At 61.9% G+C, this 21,086-nt stretch carries 19 protein-coding genes; 14 read left to right on the top strand and 5 right to left on the bottom strand.

Translation table 11 applies throughout. From position 1 onward, the window contains the following. The gene (gene bioA, locus ACB034_RS09175; protein ID WP_371172661.1) at positions 1-1,275 is read left to right on the top strand and encodes an adenosylmethionine--8-amino-7-oxononanoate transaminase; all 1,275 of its coding nucleotides are present in this window, start codon (positions 1-3) and stop codon (positions 1,273-1,275) included. A gap of 142 nt (positions 1,276-1,417) precedes the next feature. Further along, entirely contained in the window at positions 1,418-2,233 is an 816-nt protein-coding gene (locus ACB034_RS09170) for a HAMP domain-containing protein (RefSeq protein ID WP_026457026.1), read from the top strand. Here ACB034_RS09170 and ACB034_RS09165 read toward each other — a convergent pair. Continuing rightward, positions 2,230-2,574, bottom strand: a complete 345-nt coding sequence (locus tag ACB034_RS09165) for a hypothetical protein (RefSeq protein ID WP_026457027.1) — start codon at positions 2,572-2,574, stop codon at positions 2,230-2,232. The genes ACB034_RS09170 and ACB034_RS09165 overlap by 4 nt on opposite strands. A gap of 188 nt (positions 2,575-2,762) precedes the next feature. On the opposite strand from ACB034_RS09165, the gene asnS reads away from it, so the two are divergent. The 3 genes from asnS (at position 2,763) to ACB034_RS09150 (ending at position 6,654) form a co-directional block, all read left to right on the top strand. Next, positions 2,763-4,163, top strand: a complete 1,401-nt coding sequence (gene asnS / locus ACB034_RS09160) for an asparagine--tRNA ligase (RefSeq protein ID WP_042025569.1) — start codon at positions 2,763-2,765, stop codon at positions 4,161-4,163. A 365-nt stretch (positions 4,164-4,528) separates the two neighbouring features. Then, the gene (locus ACB034_RS09155; RefSeq protein WP_042025567.1) at positions 4,529-5,872 is read left to right on the top strand and encodes an anaerobic C4-dicarboxylate transporter; all 1,344 of its coding nucleotides are present in this window, start codon (positions 4,529-4,531) and stop codon (positions 5,870-5,872) included. A gap of 125 nt (positions 5,873-5,997) precedes the next feature. Next, positions 5,998-6,654, top strand: coding sequence for a hypothetical protein (locus tag ACB034_RS09150; RefSeq protein WP_371172660.1), 657 nt, complete (start codon positions 5,998-6,000; stop codon positions 6,652-6,654). 78 nt (positions 6,655-6,732) lie between these two features. On the opposite strand, the gene ACB034_RS09145 is transcribed toward ACB034_RS09150, so the two are convergent. Then, positions 6,733-7,872, bottom strand: a complete 1,140-nt coding sequence (locus tag ACB034_RS09145) for a M20 family metallopeptidase (RefSeq protein ID WP_371172733.1) — start codon at positions 7,870-7,872, stop codon at positions 6,733-6,735. A gap of 104 nt (positions 7,873-7,976) precedes the next feature. Continuing rightward, on the bottom strand, positions 7,977-9,353 hold the full coding sequence (gene dcuC / locus ACB034_RS09140; protein WP_042028438.1) for a C4-dicarboxylate transporter DcuC: 1,377 nt from the start codon (positions 9,351-9,353) through the stop codon (positions 7,977-7,979). 285 nt (positions 9,354-9,638) lie between these two features. Between dcuC and ACB034_RS09135 the strand changes: the two genes are divergently transcribed. From ACB034_RS09135 to ACB034_RS09115, 5 genes are all read left to right on the top strand, one after another. Next, the gene (locus tag ACB034_RS09135; protein ID WP_026458114.1) at positions 9,639-9,953 is read left to right on the top strand and encodes a hypothetical protein; all 315 of its coding nucleotides are present in this window, start codon (positions 9,639-9,641) and stop codon (positions 9,951-9,953) included. 218 nt (positions 9,954-10,171) lie between these two features. Continuing rightward, the gene (locus tag ACB034_RS09130) at positions 10,172-10,522 is read left to right on the top strand and encodes an ArsC family reductase (protein ID WP_371172659.1); all 351 of its coding nucleotides are present in this window, start codon (positions 10,172-10,174) and stop codon (positions 10,520-10,522) included. 22 nt (positions 10,523-10,544) lie between these two features. Continuing rightward, entirely contained in the window at positions 10,545-11,672 is a 1,128-nt protein-coding gene (gene dapE / locus ACB034_RS09125; protein WP_042072062.1) for a succinyl-diaminopimelate desuccinylase, read from the top strand. A gap of 52 nt (positions 11,673-11,724) precedes the next feature. Beyond that, on the top strand, positions 11,725-12,414 hold the full coding sequence (locus ACB034_RS09120; protein WP_371172658.1) for a M15 family metallopeptidase: 690 nt from the start codon (positions 11,725-11,727) through the stop codon (positions 12,412-12,414). Then, positions 12,411-12,557, top strand: a complete 147-nt coding sequence (locus ACB034_RS09115; RefSeq protein WP_124240348.1) for a hypothetical protein — start codon at positions 12,411-12,413, stop codon at positions 12,555-12,557. The genes ACB034_RS09120 and ACB034_RS09115 overlap by 4 nt, the downstream gene beginning before the upstream one ends. Before the next feature lie 98 nt (positions 12,558-12,655). Here the strand turns inward: ACB034_RS09115 and ACB034_RS09110 are convergent, their stop codons facing one another. Beyond that, a complete protein-coding gene (locus ACB034_RS09110) occupies positions 12,656-13,927 on the bottom strand; it encodes a diguanylate cyclase (RefSeq protein ID WP_371172657.1) in 1,272 nt (423 codons plus the stop codon). 354 nt (positions 13,928-14,281) lie between these two features. Here ACB034_RS09110 and ACB034_RS09105 point away from each other — a divergent pair, with 354 nt between their 5' ends. From ACB034_RS09105 to ACB034_RS09095, 3 genes are read left to right on the top strand one after another with little or no spacing between them, the layout of a single operon-like run. Further along, the gene (locus ACB034_RS09105) at positions 14,282-16,009 is read left to right on the top strand and encodes a potassium/proton antiporter (RefSeq protein WP_042028431.1); all 1,728 of its coding nucleotides are present in this window, start codon (positions 14,282-14,284) and stop codon (positions 16,007-16,009) included. Positions 16,010-16,048: 39 nt separating this feature from the next. After that, positions 16,049-17,152 (top strand): beta-N-acetylglucosaminidase domain-containing protein, encoded by a 1,104-nt coding sequence (locus ACB034_RS09100; protein ID WP_371172656.1) that lies wholly within the window; start codon positions 16,049-16,051, stop codon positions 17,150-17,152. A gap of 39 nt (positions 17,153-17,191) precedes the next feature. Then, positions 17,192-18,403, top strand: coding sequence for a cation:proton antiporter (locus ACB034_RS09095; RefSeq protein ID WP_223380226.1), 1,212 nt, complete (start codon positions 17,192-17,194; stop codon positions 18,401-18,403). A 62-nt stretch (positions 18,404-18,465) separates the two neighbouring features. Here ACB034_RS09095 and ACB034_RS09090 read toward each other — a convergent pair whose 3' ends face one another. Beyond that, a complete protein-coding gene (locus ACB034_RS09090; protein ID WP_042072069.1) occupies positions 18,466-19,098 on the bottom strand; it encodes a LysE family translocator in 633 nt (210 codons plus the stop codon). 231 nt (positions 19,099-19,329) lie between these two features. Between ACB034_RS09090 and ACB034_RS09085 the strand changes: the two genes are divergently transcribed. Then, positions 19,330-20,952: a methyl-accepting chemotaxis protein gene (locus ACB034_RS09085; protein ID WP_026456776.1), complete on the top strand. Its 1,623-nt coding sequence runs from the start codon at positions 19,330-19,332 to the stop codon at positions 20,950-20,952. The last annotated feature ends 134 nt before the right edge of the window (positions 20,953-21,086 follow it).

The raw sequence follows: 21,086 nt of genomic DNA, 5'->3' as shown, positions 1-21,086 counted from the left end.
ATGACCAACCAAGAATTCGACCTGCACCATGTGTGGCACCCCTATACCTCCCTCACCCACCCCCTGCCCTGCTATGAAGTGGCCAGTGCCAGGGGAGTGACCCTTACCCTGACGGATGGCCGTGAACTGGTGGACGGCATGAGCTCCTGGTGGGCCTGCGTCCACGGCTATCAGGTGCCGGAGCTCGATGCGGCCGCCACTGCCCAGCTCGGCAAGATGTCCCACGTGATGTTTGGCGGCCTGACCCATGCTCCGGCGGTGGAGCTCTGCCGCAAGCTGGTGGAAATCACCCCAAAGGGGCTGGATCGGGTGTTTCTGGCAGATTCCGGCTCGGTGGCGGTGGAGGTGGCGCTCAAGATGGCCCAGCAGTACTGGCACGCCAAGGGCTCGCCCAGAGCCAAATTCATTGCTCTGCGCGGCGGCTATCACGGTGACACCTTCGGCGCCATGAGCGTGTGCGATCCCGATGGCGGCATGCACGAGCTCTACAAGGGGTTCTTGCCCGAGCACCATTTCGTGGCAGCACCGAGCTGTCGCTTTCACGCCGAGTGGGACGAGAGTTGCGTGGTGGAGCTGGCGACGCTTATGGCAGACACCCATGAGGAAATCGCCGCCATCGTGCTCGAACCCATAGTGCAGGGGGCGGGCGGCATGCGCTTCTATCACCCCCGTTACCTGCAGTGGGTGCGCGCCCTGTGCGACGAGTTCGGCGTGCTCTTGATTGCCGACGAGATTGCCACCGGCTTTGGCCGTACCGGCCAACTGTTTGCCTGCGACTGGGCCGGCATCAGCCCCGACATCATGTGTCTGGGCAAGGCGCTCACCGGGGGCTACCTGACCCTGTCGGCGACCCTGACCACCGAACATGTCGCCCGCACCATCTGCGACGGGAAAGCGGGGGTCTTTATGCACGGCCCCACCTTTATGGGCAATCCATTAGCGTGTGCGGTCGCCAATGCCTCCATCGAGCTGCTGCTGGACTCGCCTTGGCAGGAGCGAGTGCGCGCCATCGAGCACCAACTGCGCACCGAACTGGTCGAGCTAACCCTGCACCCGTCGGTGGCGGACGTGCGGGTACTCGGCGCCATCGGCGTGGTGGAGATGAAGGAGCGGGTGGACGTGGCGCGCATCCAGCGCAAGTTCGTGTCACTTGGGGCCTGGATCCGCCCCTTTGGCAAGCTCATCTACCTGATGCCGCCCTTTGTCATCACTCCTGAAGAGCTCGGCGTGCTGACCCGCGCCATTCATGAGGCCATCCATCAGGGTGAGTATTGAGGCAGACGGACGAGCATCGCCATTTGTTGCATTGCAATGGCAACTTAATCTGGGTCCATTAGCCAGAATGTGAGCAAAACACCAGACCTGAGGCGCACGGGAGGGTAGACTGTAGCGGTTTTACCATACTGATCGACTCTCCATGCGCCTCTCCATTGCTGCCAAAATCAACTTCTTCCTGCTGTTCATCTTCTCCATGGTGCTGGTCTTTTCCGCGGCCTATCAGGCGGTGCGCGAGCGCGACCTCATCCTGACCCTGATCAAGGAGCAGAGCCGCGAGCAAACCGAAGCCTATTTCGACGGCCTCAACATGCTGATGCTGACCGGCAAGATGGATGCCCGCGATACCCTGCGCACCAAGTTTCTGGAGCACGCCCATGTGGAAGATGCCCGCATCGTGCGCGGCGAGGGGGTGAGCAAGCAGTATGGTCCCGGCTTCGAGAGCGAGCAGCCCAAAGACAGGTTCGATGAGCTGGCACTGGCGGGGAAAGGCAGTCTGGAGGTGGTACACGACGGCATGCACAGCCGGCTGGTGGTGACCCAGCCGCTGCTGGCCAGAAAGGATTTTCGCGGCACCGACTGCACAAGTTGCCACCAGGTGGCAGAAAACAGCGTGCTGGGGGCGGTGCGCTTTGACTACTCCCTCGACTCCCTCTTTACCCGGGTCGAGCAGAACATCCTCACCTCGGCCCTGAGCCTCACAGTCATCTTCGGCCTGGGGCTCTTGCTCACCCTCTGGGTCATTCGCACCTGGATCGTTCGCCCCCTCAACCAGCTGACCCGCTCCATGGAGGAGGCTACCGATCTGCACGACTTTGGCCACCGCCTGGAGGGGGACGACGGTGACGAGATTGGCCGGGTGGCGCTCGCCTACAACCAGATGCTCGACAGCGTGGAGCGCCAGCTGGGCAAGCGCCCCAAGAAGCCGGACGAAGAGAACGACCGGGCAGCAGGCTAACCGACGTAATAAAAAAGCAGGCTGGCCAGCAAAATCAGCAGCAGGATGGCCAGATTGATATGACGGGCATCGTCCCGACGCCGGCTGCGCTTGCGCTCCAGCAGCAAGACCCCCAGGGTGAGGGCGCAACATCCCCACAATCCGTACACCAGCCAGGGGGTCAACGCCGGCTCCCAGTAGTTTCGCACTTCAATGCCGCCATAGACCAAAAAGCCGTAGGCTATCTCGGGGCGAGCATAGTGATAGAGGGAGAGCAGCACGATAAAGCCGCCCCAGCAGAGCAGCACCAGCCCTCGCAATACCCTGGTCAGCCAATCCGGTCCACGTCGTCGCTCTTTCACCCGCCTCTCCTGCGTTGATGACTCTCGTCTCGCGCAAAACATGCTGCAAACCCCAGCAGAGTCCGACATTTTTGCTTGTTTATCAAACCTGCACGGGTAAGATTAACGGCTTAGTCTGCCATGATGGGCCCTTGAATGCCCGGGCCAGACCCATAGCGCTGCAAGAACAAGCTGGAGACAATATTTCGATGACGCACGCATCCGTAGTAGATGTGCTGACCGGTAAACATGCGGTTGGCACCACCCTGACTGTACGAGGGTGGATCCGGACTCGCCGTGATTCCAAGGCGGGGATCTCATTTTTGGCCATTTCCGATGGCTCCTGTTTCCATCCGGTACAGGCCGTCGTCCCCAATACCCTGGCCAATTACGAGAATGAAGTGCTGCGTCTGACCACCGCCTGCTCCGTGGAAGTGACCGGCGTCGTTGCCGAATCCCAGGGCAGCGGCCAGGCGTTCGAGCTGCAGGCAACCGACGTCAAGGTGGTCGGCTGGGTCGAAGACCCGGACACCTACCCCATGGCCGCCAAGCGCCACAGCATCGAGTACCTGCGCGAGCAGGCCCACCTGCGTCCGCGCACCAACATCGTTGGCGCCGTGACCCGGGTGCGCAACAGCCTGGCACAGGCCATCCACCGCTTCTTCCACGAGCAAGGCTTCATCTGGGTTGCCACGCCACTCATCACCGCCTCCGACACCGAAGGTGCCGGCGAGATGTTCCGCGTCTCCACCCTGGATCTGGAAAACCTGCCGCGTACCGACGCCGGCAAGGTGGACTACAACGAAGATTTCTTCGGCAAAGAGGCCTTCCTGACCGTATCCGGCCAGCTGAACGCCGAAACCTATGCCTGCGCCCTCTCCAAGGTCTACACCTTCGGGCCGACCTTCCGCGCCGAAAACTCCAACACCAGCCGTCACCTGGCCGAGTTCTGGATGGTCGAGCCGGAAGTGGCGTTCAACGATCTGGAAGATAACGCTGCGCTGGCCGAAGCCATGCTGAAGTATGTCTTCAACGCCGTGCTGACCGAGCGTCGCGACGATCTGGAGTTCTTCGCCCAGCACGTGGACAAGGACGCCATCGGCCGTCTGGAGCGCTTCGTCGCCTCCGACTTCGCCCAGATCGACTACACCGACGCTATCGAAGTGCTGAAAAACTGCGGCAAGAAGTTCGAGTTCCCGGTCTCCTGGGGTATCGATCTCTCCTCCGAGCACGAGCGCTATCTGGCCGAGGAGCACTTCAAGTCTCCGGTGGTGGTGAAAAACTACCCGAAAGACATCAAGGCCTTCTACATGCGTCTCAACGACGACGGCAAGACAGTTGCCGCCATGGACGTACTGGCCCCGGGCATCGGCGAGATCATCGGTGGCTCCCAGCGTGAAGAGCGTCTGGACGTGCTGGATGCCCGCCTGGCCGAGATGGGTCTGAACAAGGAAGACTACTGGTGGTATCGCGACCTGCGCCGCTACGGTACCGTGCCGCACTCCGGCTTTGGTCTGGGCTTCGAGCGTCTGGTGGTCTATGTGACCGGCATGGGCAACGTGCGCGACGTGATCCCCTTCCCGCGTACCCCGCGCACCGCAGAGTTCTGATTACAGGCCTTTGCCGACAAAGCCGACCCCAGGGTCGGCTTTTTGCTATCTGCTTCTCCCCTACCCGGCCGCTGACCCCATCCTGTCCTTGGGTTTTGCAAGGTCGCACGGTATTTATCCACTTTCCGCCAGACCACAAGTGTCATACGTACCTGCTCCGGCACGGCAAAATGACAATTAAGTTAATACGTGGTTTTTAAGGCGTTAAATCAGAAAACGTCGACTTATTGAAGTATCTCAATTTTTTGCCCTTTTCCGGCGGGCAAAATACCGACTAACCCTTTAGGGCTAAATAAAAAACGGGCTATTCAGATCCATGAGCCCGACACAACTCAGGCATGGATTCAATTACACGAGGTAATGGAATGATCTTGATGGAATTTTTGGTAGTACTCGGCTGTTTGCTGCTGGGTACCCGCTTTGGGGGCATGGGACTCGGTCTCATCAGTGGTATCGGTCTGTTCCTGCTGACCTTCGTGTTTGGTCTGGTGCCGGGCGAGCCGCCGGTACAGGTGATGCTGACCATTCTGGCGGTGATCGGTTGTGCCGCTACCCTGCAGACCGCCGGCGGTCTCAACCTGATGATGCAGGTGGCAGAGCGCCTGCTGCGCCGCCACCCGCAATACATCACCATACTGGCTCCGCTCACCACCTGGACCCTCACCTTCCTGTGCGGTACCGGCCACGTGGTCTACACCATGTTCCCCATCATCGCCGACATCGCGCTGCAGAAGAACATCCGCCCCGAGCGTCCGATGGCGGTGGCTTCCGTTGCCTCCCAGATGGCCATCTGCGCCTCACCTGTCTCGGTGGCCGTAGTCTCCATGGTCTCCATCCTGGCGGCGGCCCACGGCATCGGCCAGGCCTATGGTCTGCTGGACATCCTGATGGTCGCCATCCCCTCCTCCCTGACCGGCGTCATCGTCGCCGCCCTCTGGAGCCTGCGTCGCGGCAAGGATCTGGACAAGGACGAGGAGTTCCAGGCCAAGATCCAGGATCCGGAACAGCGCGCCTTCATCTATGGCGGCGGTGAAACCCTGCTCAATACCAAGTTCCCGAAACAGGCCTACTGGTCGACCTGGATCTTCTTCGCCGCCATCGCCGCCGTGGTGATGCTGGGTGCCTATGAGGGTCTGCGTCCCGTCTTCACCATCAAGGAGAAGACTGGTCCCCTCTCCATGAACCTGGTGATCCAGATGATGATGCTGATCGCCGGCGCCTTCATCCTGATGGTCTGCAAGGTCAAGCCGGGCGAGATCTCCAACGGTGCCGTGTTCAAGGCCGGCATGGTCGCCATCTTCTCCGTATTCGGGGTTGCCTGGATGAGCGAAACCTTCTTCCAGGCCCACATGCCGCTGCTCAAAGAGACCCTGGCCCACGTGGTGCAGGCCCAGCCCTGGACCTACGCCCTGGTGCTGTTCCTCATCTCCAAGCTGGTGAATAGCCAGGCCGCGGCCCTCACCGCCATCGCCCCCATGGGTCTGGCGCTGGGTGTCGAGCCCAAGCTGCTAATCGCCTTCCTGCCGGCGAGCTACGGCTACTTCGTGCTGCCGACCTACCCGAGCGATCTCGCCTGCATCGGCTTCGACCGCTCCGGCACCACCCGCATCGGCAAGTTCATCATCAACCACAGCTTCATCATTCCCGGCCTCATCGGGGTGATCACCTCCTGTACCCTGGGCTATATCCTGACCAGCATACTGCTGTAACCGGACACTCCCATCCCGCAAGCCCTCGTCATCGGGGGCTTGTCATTTTGGGCCCGTGCTGCTTTGCCAAGCAGTCGACGCCCTAGTAGCATGCTTCCTCTCTTTTTTCACAAAAATGGAACCCCATGTCTCGCGTCATCCTGCTCTGGAGCGGCGGCAAAGATGCCATGCAGGCCCTCTGCCATGCCCGTGAACAGGGCCATCAGGTGGTGGCACTGGTGACCTTTGCTCCGCCTTCGCCCCGCTTTCTCGCCCATCCACTGCATCAGATTCGCCGCCAGGCGGCCGCCCTCGCGCTCCCCCACCGGCTGGTCACCATCGAGGCACCGTTCGAGCAAAGCTATGAAGATGCGCTGGCCCAGCTACGCCGGGAGTGGGTCATCGATGGGGTGGTCACCGGCGATATCGACAGCGTGGGGGGCGCCAGCAACTGGATCCGCGAGCGCTGCCGCCCGCTCGGGATAACGGTTCATACCCCGCTCTGGCAGCAATCCCGCGACGACTTGCTGGCGGATCTGCTGACCCGCGGGATAGTGGCACACCTCTCCTGCGTCGATACCCGCTTCCTGACGCCCGACTGGGTCGGCCGGGGGCTCGATGGCGAAACCATCGCCGAGTTGCAGCAACTGGCGGCAAGCCAAGGCTTCGATGCCTGCGGCGAACAGGGGGAGTTTCATACCATGGTGACCGATGGCCCCGGGTTCAGCGCCCCCGTGCGGCTCGGTCGCTGGCAGGTGGCGCAGGAGGGAAACCTCGCCTATCTGGCCGAAGAGGAGACGTGAGCCACGCCCCTCCTAGCCAATCGCAGAGATAAAAAACGGGAGGCATCCGCCTCCCGTTTTCATGGTCCTTGCGCAGGGCTATTTGGCCAGCTTGCCCAGCACCCGCTGCAGCAGGCGAATGCGCGGCGCTATGCTATCGAGCAGCAAAAACTCGGCCTCTGAGTGAAAACCGCCGCCCATGGGTCCGAAGCCATCCAGCGACGGCACTCCGGCCGCGGCGGTAAAGTTGGCATCCGAGCCGCCGCCAGCCTCCAGCCAGTTGAAGGGGATCCCCTCCTCTTTGGCCGCCGCCTCCACCAGTGCCATTAGCGCCTGGGTATCACCGCTCGGGCGCATCGCCGGCTTGAAGGTCTGGCGATCCACCTCGACCCGGCAACCTGGCAGGAAGGGGTTCTTGGCCATGAAACTGAGCCTGTCGTGCACGGCGGCCGCCTCTTCATTGCTCCAGAAACGCAGGTCGACGATGGCCTCGGCATAATCCGGCACCACGTTGACGCCGGTGCCCCCCTGTACCACCCCCACATTCATGGTGGTGCCCGTCTCCATGTTGACCTGCTGGTTGATGGCGAGCACCCAGTTGGCGAGCTCGGTGATGGCCGAGATCCCTTCCGCCAGCGCAGAGCCCGCATGGGAGGCCTTGCCATGGAAGGTGATCCGGTACTTGGCATTGCCCTTGCGGGCGCTGATGAGATCCCCGTTCGGGCGAGCCGCCTCGGCCACCAGCACGCAGGCGCTCTGGCGGGCCTTCTCCACCAGCCACGCTTTCGACCAGGGGGAACCAATCTCCTCATCGCAGTTGCAGCAGACCAGCACCCTGAGTTTGGCCAGCACCGCCGGGTCCATCCCCTTGAGGGCATACCAGAGGGAGAGCAGGCCGCTCTTCATGTCCGATACCCCGGGGCCAAAGGCCTGATTGCCCTCGATTTTCAGCGGCCGCTTGGCCGCCGTCCCCTCGGGGAAGACGGTATCCATGTGGCCAATCAGCATCACATCGTAGTGATCGGCGCCCGGCGCATTGGTGATCTCGAGACAGGGGCCACATTCGGCGGCGAACTGGTGACGGCGCACCTGCCAGCCGATGGACTCGAATTTCTCGGTCATGATGTCGGCGACCCTGGCCACCCCGGCCGGGGTGCGGGTGCCGCAATCCAGGTTGATGAGGGGGGCCAGATCCGCCAGATAGGTCTCAAGGGAAAAGGGTGTTTTTACATCAGTCATCATCTTCTCCATGCAACGGCCCCCATGAGGGGGCCATCGTCGGCAACAGAGTGAAAGAGGCGGGCAGCCGGGCTGCCCGCCTCGCCAATACCGTCAAAAAACCATTACATAAACAACAGGTAGTTGAGTGTCAGGGCGGTGATCAGCGCCCCCGCCATGGGCACACTGGTGCGCTTCACCACCACGAAGGGCGACACCTTGGCGATGCCGGCACAGGCGATCACCACGGCCGCGATGGGGGAGATGCTGCGCCCGATACTGGAGGCCAGCTGCATCGGCAGCAACATGGTCACCGCCGGCACGCCAAACTTGGCCGCCACCGCGGGAGCCAGGGTAGAGAAGCTCAGGAAGGCCGCGTTGCCGGAGCCCATGATGACGGCCGCCACCATGATGAGGCCCACCATGACGAGGGTCATCAGACCGCTGCCGATGCCGGCGTCGCTGGCCGAATGGAGCAGGGTGTCGATGGCGCCGATGGCCTTGAGGGACTCGGCAAACAGCTCGGCGCAGACGATGAGCGCCACCACAGGACCGAACACCTTGCCCATGCCGTCGAGGAAGCTCGACAGGCCGGCGAAGGAGGTACGCACCGAGCGCGAACGCAGCAACTCGCACAGCATGCCGATGAAGACCGACAGCAGCATGGCCACTTCCACGCTCATCTTGATATCGCTCACCAGCAGCTTGGAGAAGGTCATCATCAGCACGAAGGGAATGATGGGCAGCAGGGCATACCAGGTCGGCGCCTTGACCTCGTCCGTTCCCTTCTCGTCCAGCTCGGCGTGCTCGCCGCGATGCAAGGCCGGATCCCAGCCATCTTTGCGATCGCAGTGACGCTGCCAGAAGAAGTGCAGCACCATGGTCACCAGCAGCATGGGGGCCACCAGCCAGATCTGGTAGTCGACGAAGTAACTGGTGGGATCCATGCCAGACTGGCCGGCCGAGAAGATGGCGTTGGTCTGGGTCGGGCCAATCTCGAACGCCTGGGAAGTGGCGATGACGCCGCAGGCGGAGGCCGGGCTGATGCCGAGGTTGCGCATCACCGGGTACATGGTGACCATCAAGAGCAGGCCAAGGCCGGTCGCCGAGGTGACAAACAGGGAGACGAACACCGCCACCAGGTAGCAGATGGCCAGCATCAGGTAGCTGGACTGAATGCCCGCCACCGGTTTGACCGCCACCCGCACCAGCGCCTGGGAGGCGCCAATGTGGGACATGTAGGTGGCAAAGCCGGCCACCGCCATGATGGTGAGACCCAGCCCGGCCGCGCGGTAGGAGAAGATCCCCTTGAACACCTCGAACAGGTCGAACAGGGCGAAGCCTGTGCTCTTGTCGGCAGGCAGTATGGGGTGCAGTCCCAGCCAGTAGGCCAGGGTGAAAATGGCCATGCCCGCCAGCGCCAGCACGGCTTGCGGGTTGTAATCCTTGATGATGCCGTAAACCACGGCCACCAGGACGAACAGGACGAATAGAAGTTCCAACACAGACTCCTGACAGATTTATCGAAAAGCGAAATCTAGTGTGCCCTCTGCCAGCAGCCTTTGATCCCCATCAATAAAGGTGAACTCGCCGCCATTTAGCAGCATAATATGTCGGTCAGTTAACAAAATTTCGATATTTAAACTGATTCATGCATATTGCCTGAGATTATTCACGAATCGTGCGACATAACTGGTCTCTTTTTTGCGTTGGATCAACATCAGAGAGCCCTGAAGCCGCCAAGATGCGCATCGACACCTAGCGACCATTTCGCACCGGAGAGAGTTATGACAAGCCAAGCCACCGCAGAGACTTCAACCTGCGACTACAAGCTGTGGGACATCCTCATCGAGTCTGCAAGGGAACGCACCACCATTCGCTACTCCAAACTAGCCAGACAGGCTGGGCTGGAACAGTGCCAGGACGAGCTGCGCACCCTGCTGCAGCGTATTCGCATGTACTGCACCGAGAACAATCTGCCGATCCTCTCCGCCATCGTGGTGGACGATGTGGGCAAATATACCGGCCTCTCCTCCAGTCTGCCGGACGCTCCCTGGGAACGTGCCCGGGTTTTTGATCACGAGTGGACCACGCTGCACTGATCCTGCCGCTCCTTCCCTCCTCCAAAACGCGCCCGATGGCGCGTTTTGGCTATCAGCCCCCTGGCTGCCCGCCATTTTCCGCTCTGCAACGGCCAACTGACGCGCCCCGGTGATTGCCTTGGGATCGCCACAATGCCAGAATCGTGCCTCTCCTTGATTTCCCGTATCGATCTCAAGTTTCCGATTTCAGGGCCCGTGCCCGCAGACAAGGACTCCCCATGGCCACCACCCTCTATGGCATCAAAAACTGCGACACCATCAAGAAAGCCCGCAAGTGGCTAGATGAGGCTGGTGTCGACTACCGCTTTCACGACCACAGGGCCGATGGCCTGGATCCGGCCGCGCTGGATGGCTGGCTAACCAAACTCGGCTGGGAAACCCTGCTCAACACCCGTGGCACCACCTTCCGCGCCCTGCCGGAAGAGGAGAAGCAGGGGCTCGACAACGACAGGGCCCGTGCCCTGCTGCTGGCGCACCCGGCGATGATCAAGCGCCCGCTGCTGGACTGCGACGGCGAACTGACCCTGGGGTTCAAGGCTGACCACTACCAATCCCTCTTCTCTCGTTAACCTCTGCTTTTAAGGAACACCGATGTCGGATGTCATCGCACTGGCCAAGGATCTGATCCGCCGCCCCTCCGTTACCCCGCTGGATGAAGGGTGCCAGACCCTGATGAGCGAGCGCCTCGCTCGTCTTGGTTTTGTCATCGAACCCATGGTGTTCGAGGACACCACCAACCTGTGGGCACGGCGTGGCAGCGAAGGGCCGCTATTCTGTTTTGCCGGTCACACCGACGTGGTGCCGGCCGGGCCGCTCGATAAATGGCACACCCCGCCGTTCGAGCCGACCATCCGGGATGGCGTGCTGTACGGGCGCGGCGCCGCCGACATGAAGGGGTCACTGGCCGCCATGGTGGTGGCCACCGAGCGCTTCGTGGCCGAACATCCGGATCATCAGGGGTCGATTGCCTTTCTCATCACCTCAGATGAAGAGGGGCCCTTTATCAACGGCACCACCCGGGTAATCGACACCCTGGAGGCACGTCAGGAGAAGATCACCTGGTGCATCGTCGGCGAGCCCTCCTCCACCAATCAGGTGGGCGACGTAGTGAAAAATGGCCGACGCGGATCCATCACCGGCGATCTGCTGGTGCGCGGGGTGCAGGGCCACGTGGCCTACCCCCATCTGGCGGACAACCCGATCCACAAGGCGGCGCCGGCGCTGGCGGAACTTGCCGCCACCGTGTGGGATGAGGGCAACGCCTACTTCCCCCCCACCAGCTTCCAGATCGCCAACATCCAGGCCGGCACCGGCGCCTCCAACGTCATTCCGGGAGAGCTGCACGTCCAGTTCAACTTCCGCTTCAGCACCGAACTCACCGACACGGATATCCGCGAGCGGGTCGAGGCGCTGCTGGACCGGCACGGCCTCGACTATCAGCTCACGTGGACCCTCTCCGGCCAGCCCTTCCTCACCGACACCGGAGCTCTGCTTGAAGCGACCGTGGGCGCCATCGAACAGGTCAACGGCCAGCAGCCGGCTCTGCTCACCACGGGGGGAACGTCTGATGGGCGCTTTATCGCCCCCACCGGGGCGGAAGTCATTGAGCTGGGTCCGGTCAACGCCACCATCCACAAGGTGAACGAGTGCGTGAAGGCCGAAGATCTGGATCTCCTGGCGGACATGTATCAAGGGGTACTGACGCGGTTGCTGGCGTGAACCCGGACCAGCAACGCTCTTCTCTTCCAAGACCCATCGGAGGGACTGTGATATGACCCAGGATCAACTGCTGGGGCTCGACGAGAGCCATCTTATCCTGATGGGGCGCGGGCCCCATCGCCTGACCGCCGCCACCGCGGCGGCCTTCAACGACATGCAGGTGGCGGCGGCCCACGACGGCTTCAACCTGCAGGCGGCCTCCAGCTGGCGCGGCTTCGAGCGCCAGCTCGCTATCTGGAACGGCAAGTGGCGCGGCGAGCGACCACTGCTGGATGCCGCCAGCCAACCCATCGATGCCCTGCAACTGAGCGACGAGGAGCGGCTGCACGCCATCCTGCGCTGGAGCGCCCTGCCGGGCACCAGCCGCCATCACTGGGGCACGGATCTCGATATCTACGATCCGGACTGCCTGCCCACGGGCACCAAGCTGGCGCTGGAGCCCTGGGAGTACGAAGAGGGGGGCTGGTTTGCCGACCTGAGCGAATGGCTCGGCGAGCGGATGAACGATTTTGGCTTCTTCCTGCCGTATGACAAACCGGTCGGGGCTGGCCAGGGCGTTGCCTACGAGCCCTGGCATCTGAGTTTTGCCCCCGAATCGCGGGAGCTGCGCCTCGAACCGGATGCGCTGGCACTTTGCCTGCAACAGGCGGATATTGAAGGCAAGGAGACCATACTGGCCCATCTCGACGAGATCCTGGCCCGTTATGTGACTATCGAGAGTGACGAGAGGACGACATTATGAATTTATGGCTCTGGATAGGCTTGCCACTGCTCTTCCTGCTCGGGCTGTTTCTCAATGCCATCAAGGACATGAAACAGCTGGAAAAGCAGTTGCCCAAGTACAAGGACAAGATCCGCGAAGTGAAGGATGACGAGGACGACTGACTTCGCGTATAAACCCGGTCCGATGGATGGCGGCATCCCGGGCCACAACCACGCTTTACAGGCGGCCAGCAGAGACTGGCCGCCGCTTTTTATCCGCCTCAGTCGGCGACCTCTACCCGGTTGCGCCCCGCCCCCTTGGCGCGATAGAGCGCCATGTCGGCGCGCTGCAACGTCTTGAGCAGCGGCTCGTCAGGCCGGCGGCTTGCCACCCCGAACGAGGCAGTGACTGCCACCCCAAGCGGCCAGTTGCGACTCTCGACCATCGCCAGACGCAGGCGCTCGGCCAGGGCCTGGCCCCAGGCCAATGAGCGCCCGGGCAGCAGCAATACGAACTCCTCCCCACCCCAGCGACAGAGCATGTCCCCATCCTCCAGTTGCAGCAGCAACTCGCTCACCAGGCACTTGAGCACCTCGTCACCCACCGGATGACCATGACTGTCGTTGATCTGCTTGAAGTGGTCGATATCGATAAACACCAGAGTCATCTCGCCGCCGTGGTGCACCAGCCTGGACTCCCCCTCATAGCGACTCAATGCCCCGGTCAGGGGGTCATATCGCACCTGGTTGCTGGCCATCCGGTACTCCAGCTCGAGATCCCGGTTGCGCGCCATGGTCTGCCTGGCTTGCCTGCTTAACTTCGCCAGGCGCCGCCGCATCCCGAGATAATCCATCAGCAGCAGGGAGATCACCGACAGGCTCCAGCCGATGAAGAGGGCCCGATAAAAGAGGGTGGGCGACATCCAGGGCCCCTCGAAGATCAGCGTCTCCACCTTGAGTTGATAGTGGCCCGGCGCCGCTCCCGAGCCGGTCGCCAGTTCGATGGCGAAGACCCGGCTCAGATCCTGGCCCTGCTGCATCAGGGGAATGTCGTAGTCGGTCAGCCACCAGGTGGTGGGGGTAAAGAGCTTGAGGGGGATCTCGACCCGCCCCGGGTACTGTTTGGGGTCGAACAGGATGGCGTTGACCTTGTGGGAGACGGGATCCCCGGCCCGGGAATAGTCGGGGTGGTAGTTGCGCAGATAGATACGCCAGGCGGCGTCACTCGGCCCCTCTCCTTCCAGCTGCAGGATCAGGTTATCGAAATCGGAGAGATCGATCCCCTGTTCGGGGGCGGTGAGGGTGATCGCCAGTTCGCAATAGGGCCAGCGGTATTTGTTCCCCAGCTCGCACGTCATCCCGGTACCTTGCGCCGCCAGGGTTGCTACCGAGTCGCCCCCCGTGGGGCGATCGTCGATGGTAGCGACCTCCCACTTGTCACTCGGCACTATCACCAGATGGCGTCTGGGGCCCCACTCAAACAGTGCGACCAGGAACAGCGAGGTCACCATCAAGAGGGCAAGGAGCCACCATAACCGTCTGAGTTGTAACATTATTATTCCGATCCAAGCGTCAATTGCATCATGGCCGGAATATACCTCAGTTCGATGAGAAAACGGTTTTTTATTAACACTTCAAGCAGTAGTCATCTCGAAAACCGGATGGGGGCCACATATCGGGTGGACGACGCGAATTGAGAGGGGAAAGAAATAGGACAAAAACCGCTTCCGGGATGGCAGGATGTCGGCGAAGGCGGGGAAAGGGATTCATAGGTGTACCGACAGACTGCGTCCGGTCAGAGGCGGAGAAGTGTAATGAATTGCAAATTCGAGACACAAAATCGCCACATTGTCACATTTGCTGCATATAATGTGCCTACTTTACACCAGCCAGGAAGGAGTTCGCCCTTGGATGCCGTCACCATCAACAGTTTCTTCTTCATCGGTGCCCTGTTGGTGGGAGCCAGCGTCCTGCTGAGTGCTCTCTCTTCCCGCCTCGGCATCCCCATCCTGGTGATCTTTCTCGCCGTCGGCATGCTGGCGGGGGAAGATGGCCCCGGTGGCATCCAGTTTGCCGACTACTCGGTCGCCTATCTGGTGGGCAACCTGGCGCTGGCCATCATATTGCTCGACGGCGGCATGCGCACCCGGGTCTCCTCGTTTCGGGTGGCACTCTGGCCCGCTCTGTCGCTTGCCACCGTGGGCGTTGCCATCACCACGGGCCTGACGGGCCTCGCTGCCGCCTGGCTGTTTGACCTCAATCTGCTGCAAGGGATGCTGATCGGCGCCATCGTCGGTTCCACCGATGCGGCGGCAGTCTTCTCCCTGCTTGGCGGGCGCAGCCTCAACGAGCGGGTCAGCGCGACCCTGGAGATAGAGTCGGGCAGCAACGATCCCATGGCAGTGTTTCTCACCGTCACCCTGATCGAGGTGCTGGCCACCGCCCAGCAGGGGCTGGATGCCGGTTTCCTGCTGCTGCAACTGCTCCAGCAATTTGGCATGGGGGCAGGCATCGGCCTGGCCGGCGGCTGGCTGTTGTGGAAGCTCATCAACAACGCCAAACTGGCCCCCGGCCTCTATCCCCTGCTCACCGTCAGCGGTGGCCTCTTGATCTTCGCCCTCACCACGGCGGTGGGGGGTAGCGGCATCCTCGCCATCTACCTCACCGGTCTGCTGCTCGGCAACCTCGCCCTGCGCAGTCGCAGCAGCACGCTGTCGGTGCTGGATGGCCTGACCTGGCTCAGCCAAATCGGCATGTTCCTGGTGCTGGGGTTGCTCGCCTCCCCCCACAAGCTGCTGCCCATCGCCCTGCCGGCCCTGGCGCTGGCGATGTGGATGATCCTGTTTGCCCGCCCCGTCTCGGTCTGGATTGGTCTGCTGCCGTTCAAGAACTTTGCCCCCCGCGAGCGCTGGTTCATCTCCTGGGTGGGGCTGCGCGGCGCCGTGCCCATCATTCTGGCGGTCTTCCCCATGATGGCGGGGCTGCCCAATGCCCAGCTCTATTTCAATGTGGCCTTCTTCGTGGTGCTGGTCTCCCTCATCCTGCAGGGCAGCTCCCTGCCGCTGGCCTCCAGGCTGGCACGAGTCGAGGTGCCGGCGCCCCCGTCCCCCATCAACCGCTCCGGCCTCGAGATCGATCTCGACAGCCAGTGGGAAACCTTCGTCTACCGGCTGGGGGCCGAGAAGTGGTGCATCGGCTCGCCGCTGAGGGATCTCAAGATGCCCGCCGGCACCCGGGTCAGCGCCCTGTTTCGCGGCCGCGAATTGCTGCACCCCTCGGGCAGTACCTGCCTGCTGGCCGATGACATCCTCTGCGTCATCGGTCACGAGCACGATCTCCCCGCCCTCGGCCAGCTGTTCAGCCAGGCGCCAGAGCAGGATCTGGGCCCGCGCTTCTTCGGTGACTTCCTGCTGGAAGCCTCCGCCCGCCTCATCGATCTTGCCCCCCTCTACGGGCTTGATGTGAGCGAGGTGGCGGATCAGACGCTGGGGGATTTTATTGCCTCCCTGTTGGGCGATAATCTGGTGGTCGGTGACAACATCGAATGGCAGGGCCTGATCTGGACCGTGGCCGAAATGGACGAGAGCGTGCCGAGCAAAATCGGGGTGCGTTTCCAGGAAGAAGATCCGGTGTAACCCCGGGTCCCGACCTCCAAACGAGAAGGGAGAGAAGTTATGCCATATCAAAACATGCTGTCCGGCCCCCAAGCCCCCTTCCCCAATCTGGGGGTGATCGAAGGCTTCTTTGGCAAGGGATGGAGCTGGCAGGCACGCGCCCGTTATGCCCAGTGGCTGCCTCGCCACGGCTATGGTTTCTATATCTATGCCCCGAAAGAGGATGGCTATCTGCGCAAGCACTGGGCCCAGCCCTGGCCAGAACAACAGCTGGCAGACCTGGCCCGCCTCGCCCGGCAGTGCCGTGACAACGGTCTCGCCTTCGGGGTAGGCCTGAGCCCCATGGGAGCCCACCACGATTACGAACGAAAGCGTCCGGCACTGCTCGAGAAGGTGCGCCTCATCGAAGAGACACTCCAGCCCGACATTCTGGCGGTGCTGTTTGACGACATGAAGGGGGATACCCCGGATCTCGCCCATCATCAGCTCACCATCGCCCACGACATCGCGGCTCACAGCAAGGCGGGCCGGCTCATCTTCTGCCCCAGCTACTACTCGACCGATCCCGTGCTGGAGAAGGTGTTTGGCGCCATGCCTCCCCGCTATCTGGAAGATATCGGCGAGCAGCTCGACCGCCGCTTCGAGATCTTCTGGACCGGCCCCAGGGTCTGCTCGAGCGAATACCCGGCGGCGCACCTTAAACAGGTGACCGGGCTGCTCGGGCGCAAGCCCTTCCTGTGGGACAACTACCCGGTCAATGATGGCAGCAAGGCGAGCAACTTCCTGCATCTGCGCGCCTTCGAGAACCGCCCCGCGGAGCTTGCGGATCTGGTCAGCGGTCATGCGGTCAATCCCATGAAGCAGGCGGCCCTCTCGGCCCTGCCGCTCGCCACCCTGCCCATGAGCTATCGGCTCGGCAAGCAGTATGATCCGGACAAGGCGCTGCACGCCTCCCTCAACGCCACCTGCGGTCCGCAGATCTCGGCGATGATCGACGCCGACTTGCCACTGTTCCAGGACATAGGCCTGGCCCAGCTCACCCCGGAACAAATAAGCCACCTCAAGGCGCGCTACCTGCCGTTTCGTGACCAGGCCTGCGTCGACGAGATCGTGGGCTGGCTGGAGGGGAAATATGTGTTCGATCCGGACTGCCTGACCGATTGACGTCCCTATGATGGCAGGGAGTAACGAGGAGGAGAGCCCATGGAAGCGTCTGTGATCTACCAGAACCTGGCGGTGCTCGCCGCCTTTTTACTGCTCTACAGCCTGATTGCCGGACGCTTCGAATCAAAGCTCATCAACGGTCCCCTGCTGTTTCTGCTGGTGGGCGGCGTACTGGGCTCTGGCGGCCTGGGCCTGCTCTCCCTCGATATCGACAGCGAAGGGCTCAAACTGCTGGCCGAGTTGGCCCTGGTCATAGTGCTGTTCAACGACGCTGCCAACACCAACTGGCAGGTGCTGCTGGCCAACCGCCAGCTCCCCGTCCGGTTGCTGCTCATCGGCCTGCCCCTGACCCTGCTGGCGGGTACCCTGTTCGGCCGCCTGCTGTTTCCCGAACTGCCACTGCTGGAGGTGGCGATCCTCGCCACCATACTGGCTCCAACCGATGCGGCGCTCGGCAAGGCGGTGGTGAGCAATCCGGCGGTACCGGCAGCGGTGCGGGAGGGGCTCAATCAGGAGAGCGGCCTCAACGACGGCATCTGTGTACCGGTTCTGCTTCTGCTGCTCGCCCTGATCGCCCCCACCGAACAACACGCGGGCACCGCCACCCTGGCCGTGACCCTGTTATTGGAAGAGATAGGCATAGGGGTGCTGGTGGCCTTCGTGCTCAGCACCCTGACCATCCGATTGCTCAAACTCTCCTATCTCAATGGCTGGCAGTTGCCGCTGTGGCGCCAGCTCACCATGCCGGGGCTGGCCCTGCTCTGTTTTGCCCTGGCCCAGACTCTGGGTGGCAGCGGCTTTATCGCCGCCTTTGTCGGGGGACTGCTGATCGGCCATCGCTTGGGAGAGCACAAGCACGCCTACATGGACAGCTGCGAAGGGTACGGAGATCTGCTCTCTGTGGTGATCTGGATGGTGTTTGGCGCCATCATGATGCCGCTGCTGCCCATCCTGCTGCAGTGGCAGTACTGGCTCTATGGCGCCGCCAGCCTCACCTTGCTGCGCATGGTGCCGGTCTGGCTGAGCCTGCTGGGCACGGGTCAATCCCTGGAACTCAAACTCTTTATCGGCTGGTTCGGGCCAAGGGGGCTTGCCAGCATCGTCTTCGCCGTCATGGTGCTGCAGCATCAGCCGGCCCTGACGGGCCAGTTGCCCGTCATCGCCACCGTGCTCTGCACCATCATCTTGAGCGTCATTCTGCACGGGGTGAGCGCCAATCCCTGGGTCAGACGCTTCACCCGCAAGGCCTGACGCTCCCCACAAAAATGCCCCCTCTTTTTGCCAAAGAGGGGGCATTTTTCATGCACTTTTTGTCAACCCAGCGCCAACCAGACGCCGACCCCCAACATCAGGGTGCCGGCGATGCGGTTCATCAGGGTGACGTTGCCACTCCTGGCGAGGAAGTGGCGCAGGGTGCGGCCACCGCTGGCGTAGAGCAGCAGGCAGGAGAACTCGATGAGCAGAATAAGGGCCACCAGCGCCGAGATCTGCGGCGCCATCGGCTTGCTTGCCGAGATAAAGGGAGGCAGCAGGGAGATCATGAAGGCCCACCCCTTGGGGTTGGCGATGGCAGTCACGAAGCCCTGCATGGCCAGCCCCATGGCGCTGGTCTGCTGGCCCGCCGAGAGATCCGCCGGAATGGCCATCTTGCCCTTGGCCTGCCACATCTGGATGCCGAGCCACATCAGATAGGCGCCCCCCACGTATTTGAACGCGGCGAAGATCCCCGGGTAGTTGAGCATGATGGCCGCCACCCCGATCACCGACAGCACCGAGACCAGCCCCACCCCGATAAGCTCCCCCCACATCATGTGCAGGGCCCGGCGCACCCCCAGGCTCATGCCCAGGGTCATCGCCAGGGTCATGCACATGCCGGGGGTCACGGAGACAAAGAAAAAAGTGGGAATAAACAACGCCAGAATGGCCGGATCAATCCAGCTGGACACACAACACCTCCATGGAACGCATAGAACAGGGACAAAACGGGAACTGACAGACCCAATCCAATCAGATTGGTCGAACTTATACCAAGTTGGCCAGACAGTGTCGTCTATCTCGCTCTTTTACCACAAGAAAAAACTGTAACTACCTCCAACGTCGGCAATAAAGTCTGTGACAACCCTTGTCGCGTCTGTGTAAGATGCCAAACTTTGCCATTCTTCCGATTAGAGCCTTTTATGTCATTGAATAATCTATCAATTCGCCTTCAAGTTCTCGTTCCATTACTCCTTGCCAGTCTGCTGATGGTCATCACCGCCGGATTCAGCAAACAGGAAGTCGACAATGCCATTCGGGAGATAAATGACACCACCGCCAGCGTGATCCGCCACAAGGATGACATTGCCACCCTGATCCATGCCGCCTACCGGATGCGCACCAATGCCATCTACGGCCTCTACGACGCCAAGCAATTCGCCGAGCTGCCCGCCAGCCTCAACGCAGCCGAGCAAGAGATCCGGGGCATTCTCGCCCGTCTGGTGATCGAGGGGGCCGAGCAGGATAACCGCCAGGTAATGGCGGCGCTGCAAGCCTATCTGGATCATCTGCGCGGCAAGATGATGCCGCTGCTGGCACTGCAACATCAGGGCAATGCGGATCCGGTTGCCTTTGAGGCGGCCCGCCTCCATTTCCGCCAGCTGGGCGAGCAGCTGAACAAGGAGATCGACGGCATGTCCGCCCACATCAACCAGCTGATCCAGGACGAACTGGTCCGGGAGCAGAAACACTATGATGAGGCGCTGTTCCATGCCCTGCTGCTGACGGCCGCCGCCCTGATCGCGGCCCTGGCCTGCGGCTGGTGGCTGTCAGGCCATATCGTGCAACCCATCAGTCAGCTGCAGGGGGTGATGCGCGCCATGGCCCAGGGCCGCTTCAACGTCCGTGCCAGTGAAGAGGGCAATAACGAAGTGACCCACCTGGCGCGGGACATCAACCTCACCCTGAGCCAGCTCGGCAACACCATCCAGACCCTGACCGGCATCAGCCAGAATGTGGCCTCCGCCGCCACCGAGCTCGCCGCCGTGATGACCCAGGCCGAGGCGAACGCCCAGCAGCAACGTGGCGAGATCGAGCAGGTTGCCTCGGCGGTCACCGAACTCTCCAGCACCGCCGACAACGTCAACCACAACGCCGCCGTGGCCGACGATCTGGCCCGCGATGCCAACAGCCGGGTCGAGCAGGGGCTCACTCTCTTTGGCGAGAGCGTAGCCGCCAACGATCGCATGGCGGGCAGCCTGGAGAGCGCCGCCGCCGTAGTGGCCCGGCTCAAGTCCCAGTCCGAGCAGATCGGCAAGGTGATCGAAGTCATTCAGGGCATCTCGGAGCAGACCAACCTGCTGGCCCTCAACGCCGCCATCGAGGCCGCCCGCGCCGGGGAAACCGGTCGCGGCTTCGCGGTGGTAGCCGACGAGGTGCGGATGCTGGCGGCTCGCACCCAGGAGTCCACCAAGGAGATCCAGGGCATCATAGAGCAGTTGCAGAGCCAGTCCCTCTCTGCCAACCAGGGGGTGCAGGAGACCCTGACCATCCTCGAGCACAACCAGCGTCTCGCGGCCGAGGTACAGAGCCTGCTTGGCGGGATCACCGGCGCGGTGCAGCAGATCAATGACGCCAACGCCCAGGTGGCCACCGCCGCCGAGGAACAGTCCTGCGTCACCGCGGACATCAGCCGCAACATCTCCAACATTCACGAGATAGTGAGCCAGAGCTCTGCCGGGATCAGCCAGAGCGCCAGCGCCAGCCAGGAGCTCTCCCAGCTGGCCGAGCAGCAGCGCAGGCAGCTCGCCCAGTTCCAACTGTAATAGCCATCCGTTTTCAAAGGCCCGCAAGGGCCTTTTTTGTTGCCAAGGTGAAGGGTTTGTTTCTGTTTTAAACGCCATTTTTTGGCTTGTGGTGCCATAAGGGGCTAGGCCGCTCCGCCAAATGTGAGTATGGT

This window comes from Aeromonas sp. S18(2024), assembly GCF_041402525.1.
GTDB lineage: Bacteria > Pseudomonadota > Gammaproteobacteria > Enterobacterales > Aeromonadaceae > Aeromonas > Aeromonas enteropelogenes.
This window is presented reverse-complemented; position numbering and strand designations above follow the sequence as displayed.

What these genes read in the sequence shown, in the direction of transcription:
- bioA (WP_371172661.1), top strand. Translation starts at nt 1, where the DNA reads ATGACCAACCAAGAATTCGACCTGCACCATGTGTGGCACCCCTATACC.
- ACB034_RS09170 (WP_026457026.1), top strand. Translation starts at nt 1,418, where the DNA reads ATGCGCCTCTCCATTGCTGCCAAAATCAACTTCTTCCTGCTGTTCATC.
- asnS (WP_042025569.1), top strand. Translation starts at nt 2,763, where the DNA reads ATGACGCACGCATCCGTAGTAGATGTGCTGACCGGTAAACATGCGGTT.
- ACB034_RS09155 (WP_042025567.1), top strand. Translation starts at nt 4,529, where the DNA reads ATGATCTTGATGGAATTTTTGGTAGTACTCGGCTGTTTGCTGCTGGGT.
- ACB034_RS09150 (WP_371172660.1), top strand. Translation starts at nt 5,998, where the DNA reads ATGTCTCGCGTCATCCTGCTCTGGAGCGGCGGCAAAGATGCCATGCAG.
- ACB034_RS09145 (WP_371172733.1), bottom strand. Translation starts at nt 7,872, where the DNA reads ATGACTGATGTAAAAACACCCTTTTCCCTTGAGACCTATCTGGCGGAT.
- ACB034_RS09135 (WP_026458114.1), top strand. Translation starts at nt 9,639, where the DNA reads ATGACAAGCCAAGCCACCGCAGAGACTTCAACCTGCGACTACAAGCTG.
- ACB034_RS09130 (WP_371172659.1), top strand. Translation starts at nt 10,172, where the DNA reads ATGGCCACCACCCTCTATGGCATCAAAAACTGCGACACCATCAAGAAA.
- dapE (WP_042072062.1), top strand. Translation starts at nt 10,545, where the DNA reads ATGTCGGATGTCATCGCACTGGCCAAGGATCTGATCCGCCGCCCCTCC.
- ACB034_RS09120 (WP_371172658.1), top strand. Translation starts at nt 11,725, where the DNA reads ATGACCCAGGATCAACTGCTGGGGCTCGACGAGAGCCATCTTATCCTG.
- ACB034_RS09115 (WP_124240348.1), top strand. Translation starts at nt 12,411, where the DNA reads ATGAATTTATGGCTCTGGATAGGCTTGCCACTGCTCTTCCTGCTCGGG.
- ACB034_RS09110 (WP_371172657.1), bottom strand. Translation starts at nt 13,927, where the DNA reads ATGTTACAACTCAGACGGTTATGGTGGCTCCTTGCCCTCTTGATGGTG.
- ACB034_RS09100 (WP_371172656.1), top strand. Translation starts at nt 16,049, where the DNA reads ATGCCATATCAAAACATGCTGTCCGGCCCCCAAGCCCCCTTCCCCAAT.
- ACB034_RS09095 (WP_223380226.1), top strand. Translation starts at nt 17,192, where the DNA reads ATGGAAGCGTCTGTGATCTACCAGAACCTGGCGGTGCTCGCCGCCTTT.
- ACB034_RS09085 (WP_026456776.1), top strand. Translation starts at nt 19,330, where the DNA reads ATGTCATTGAATAATCTATCAATTCGCCTTCAAGTTCTCGTTCCATTA.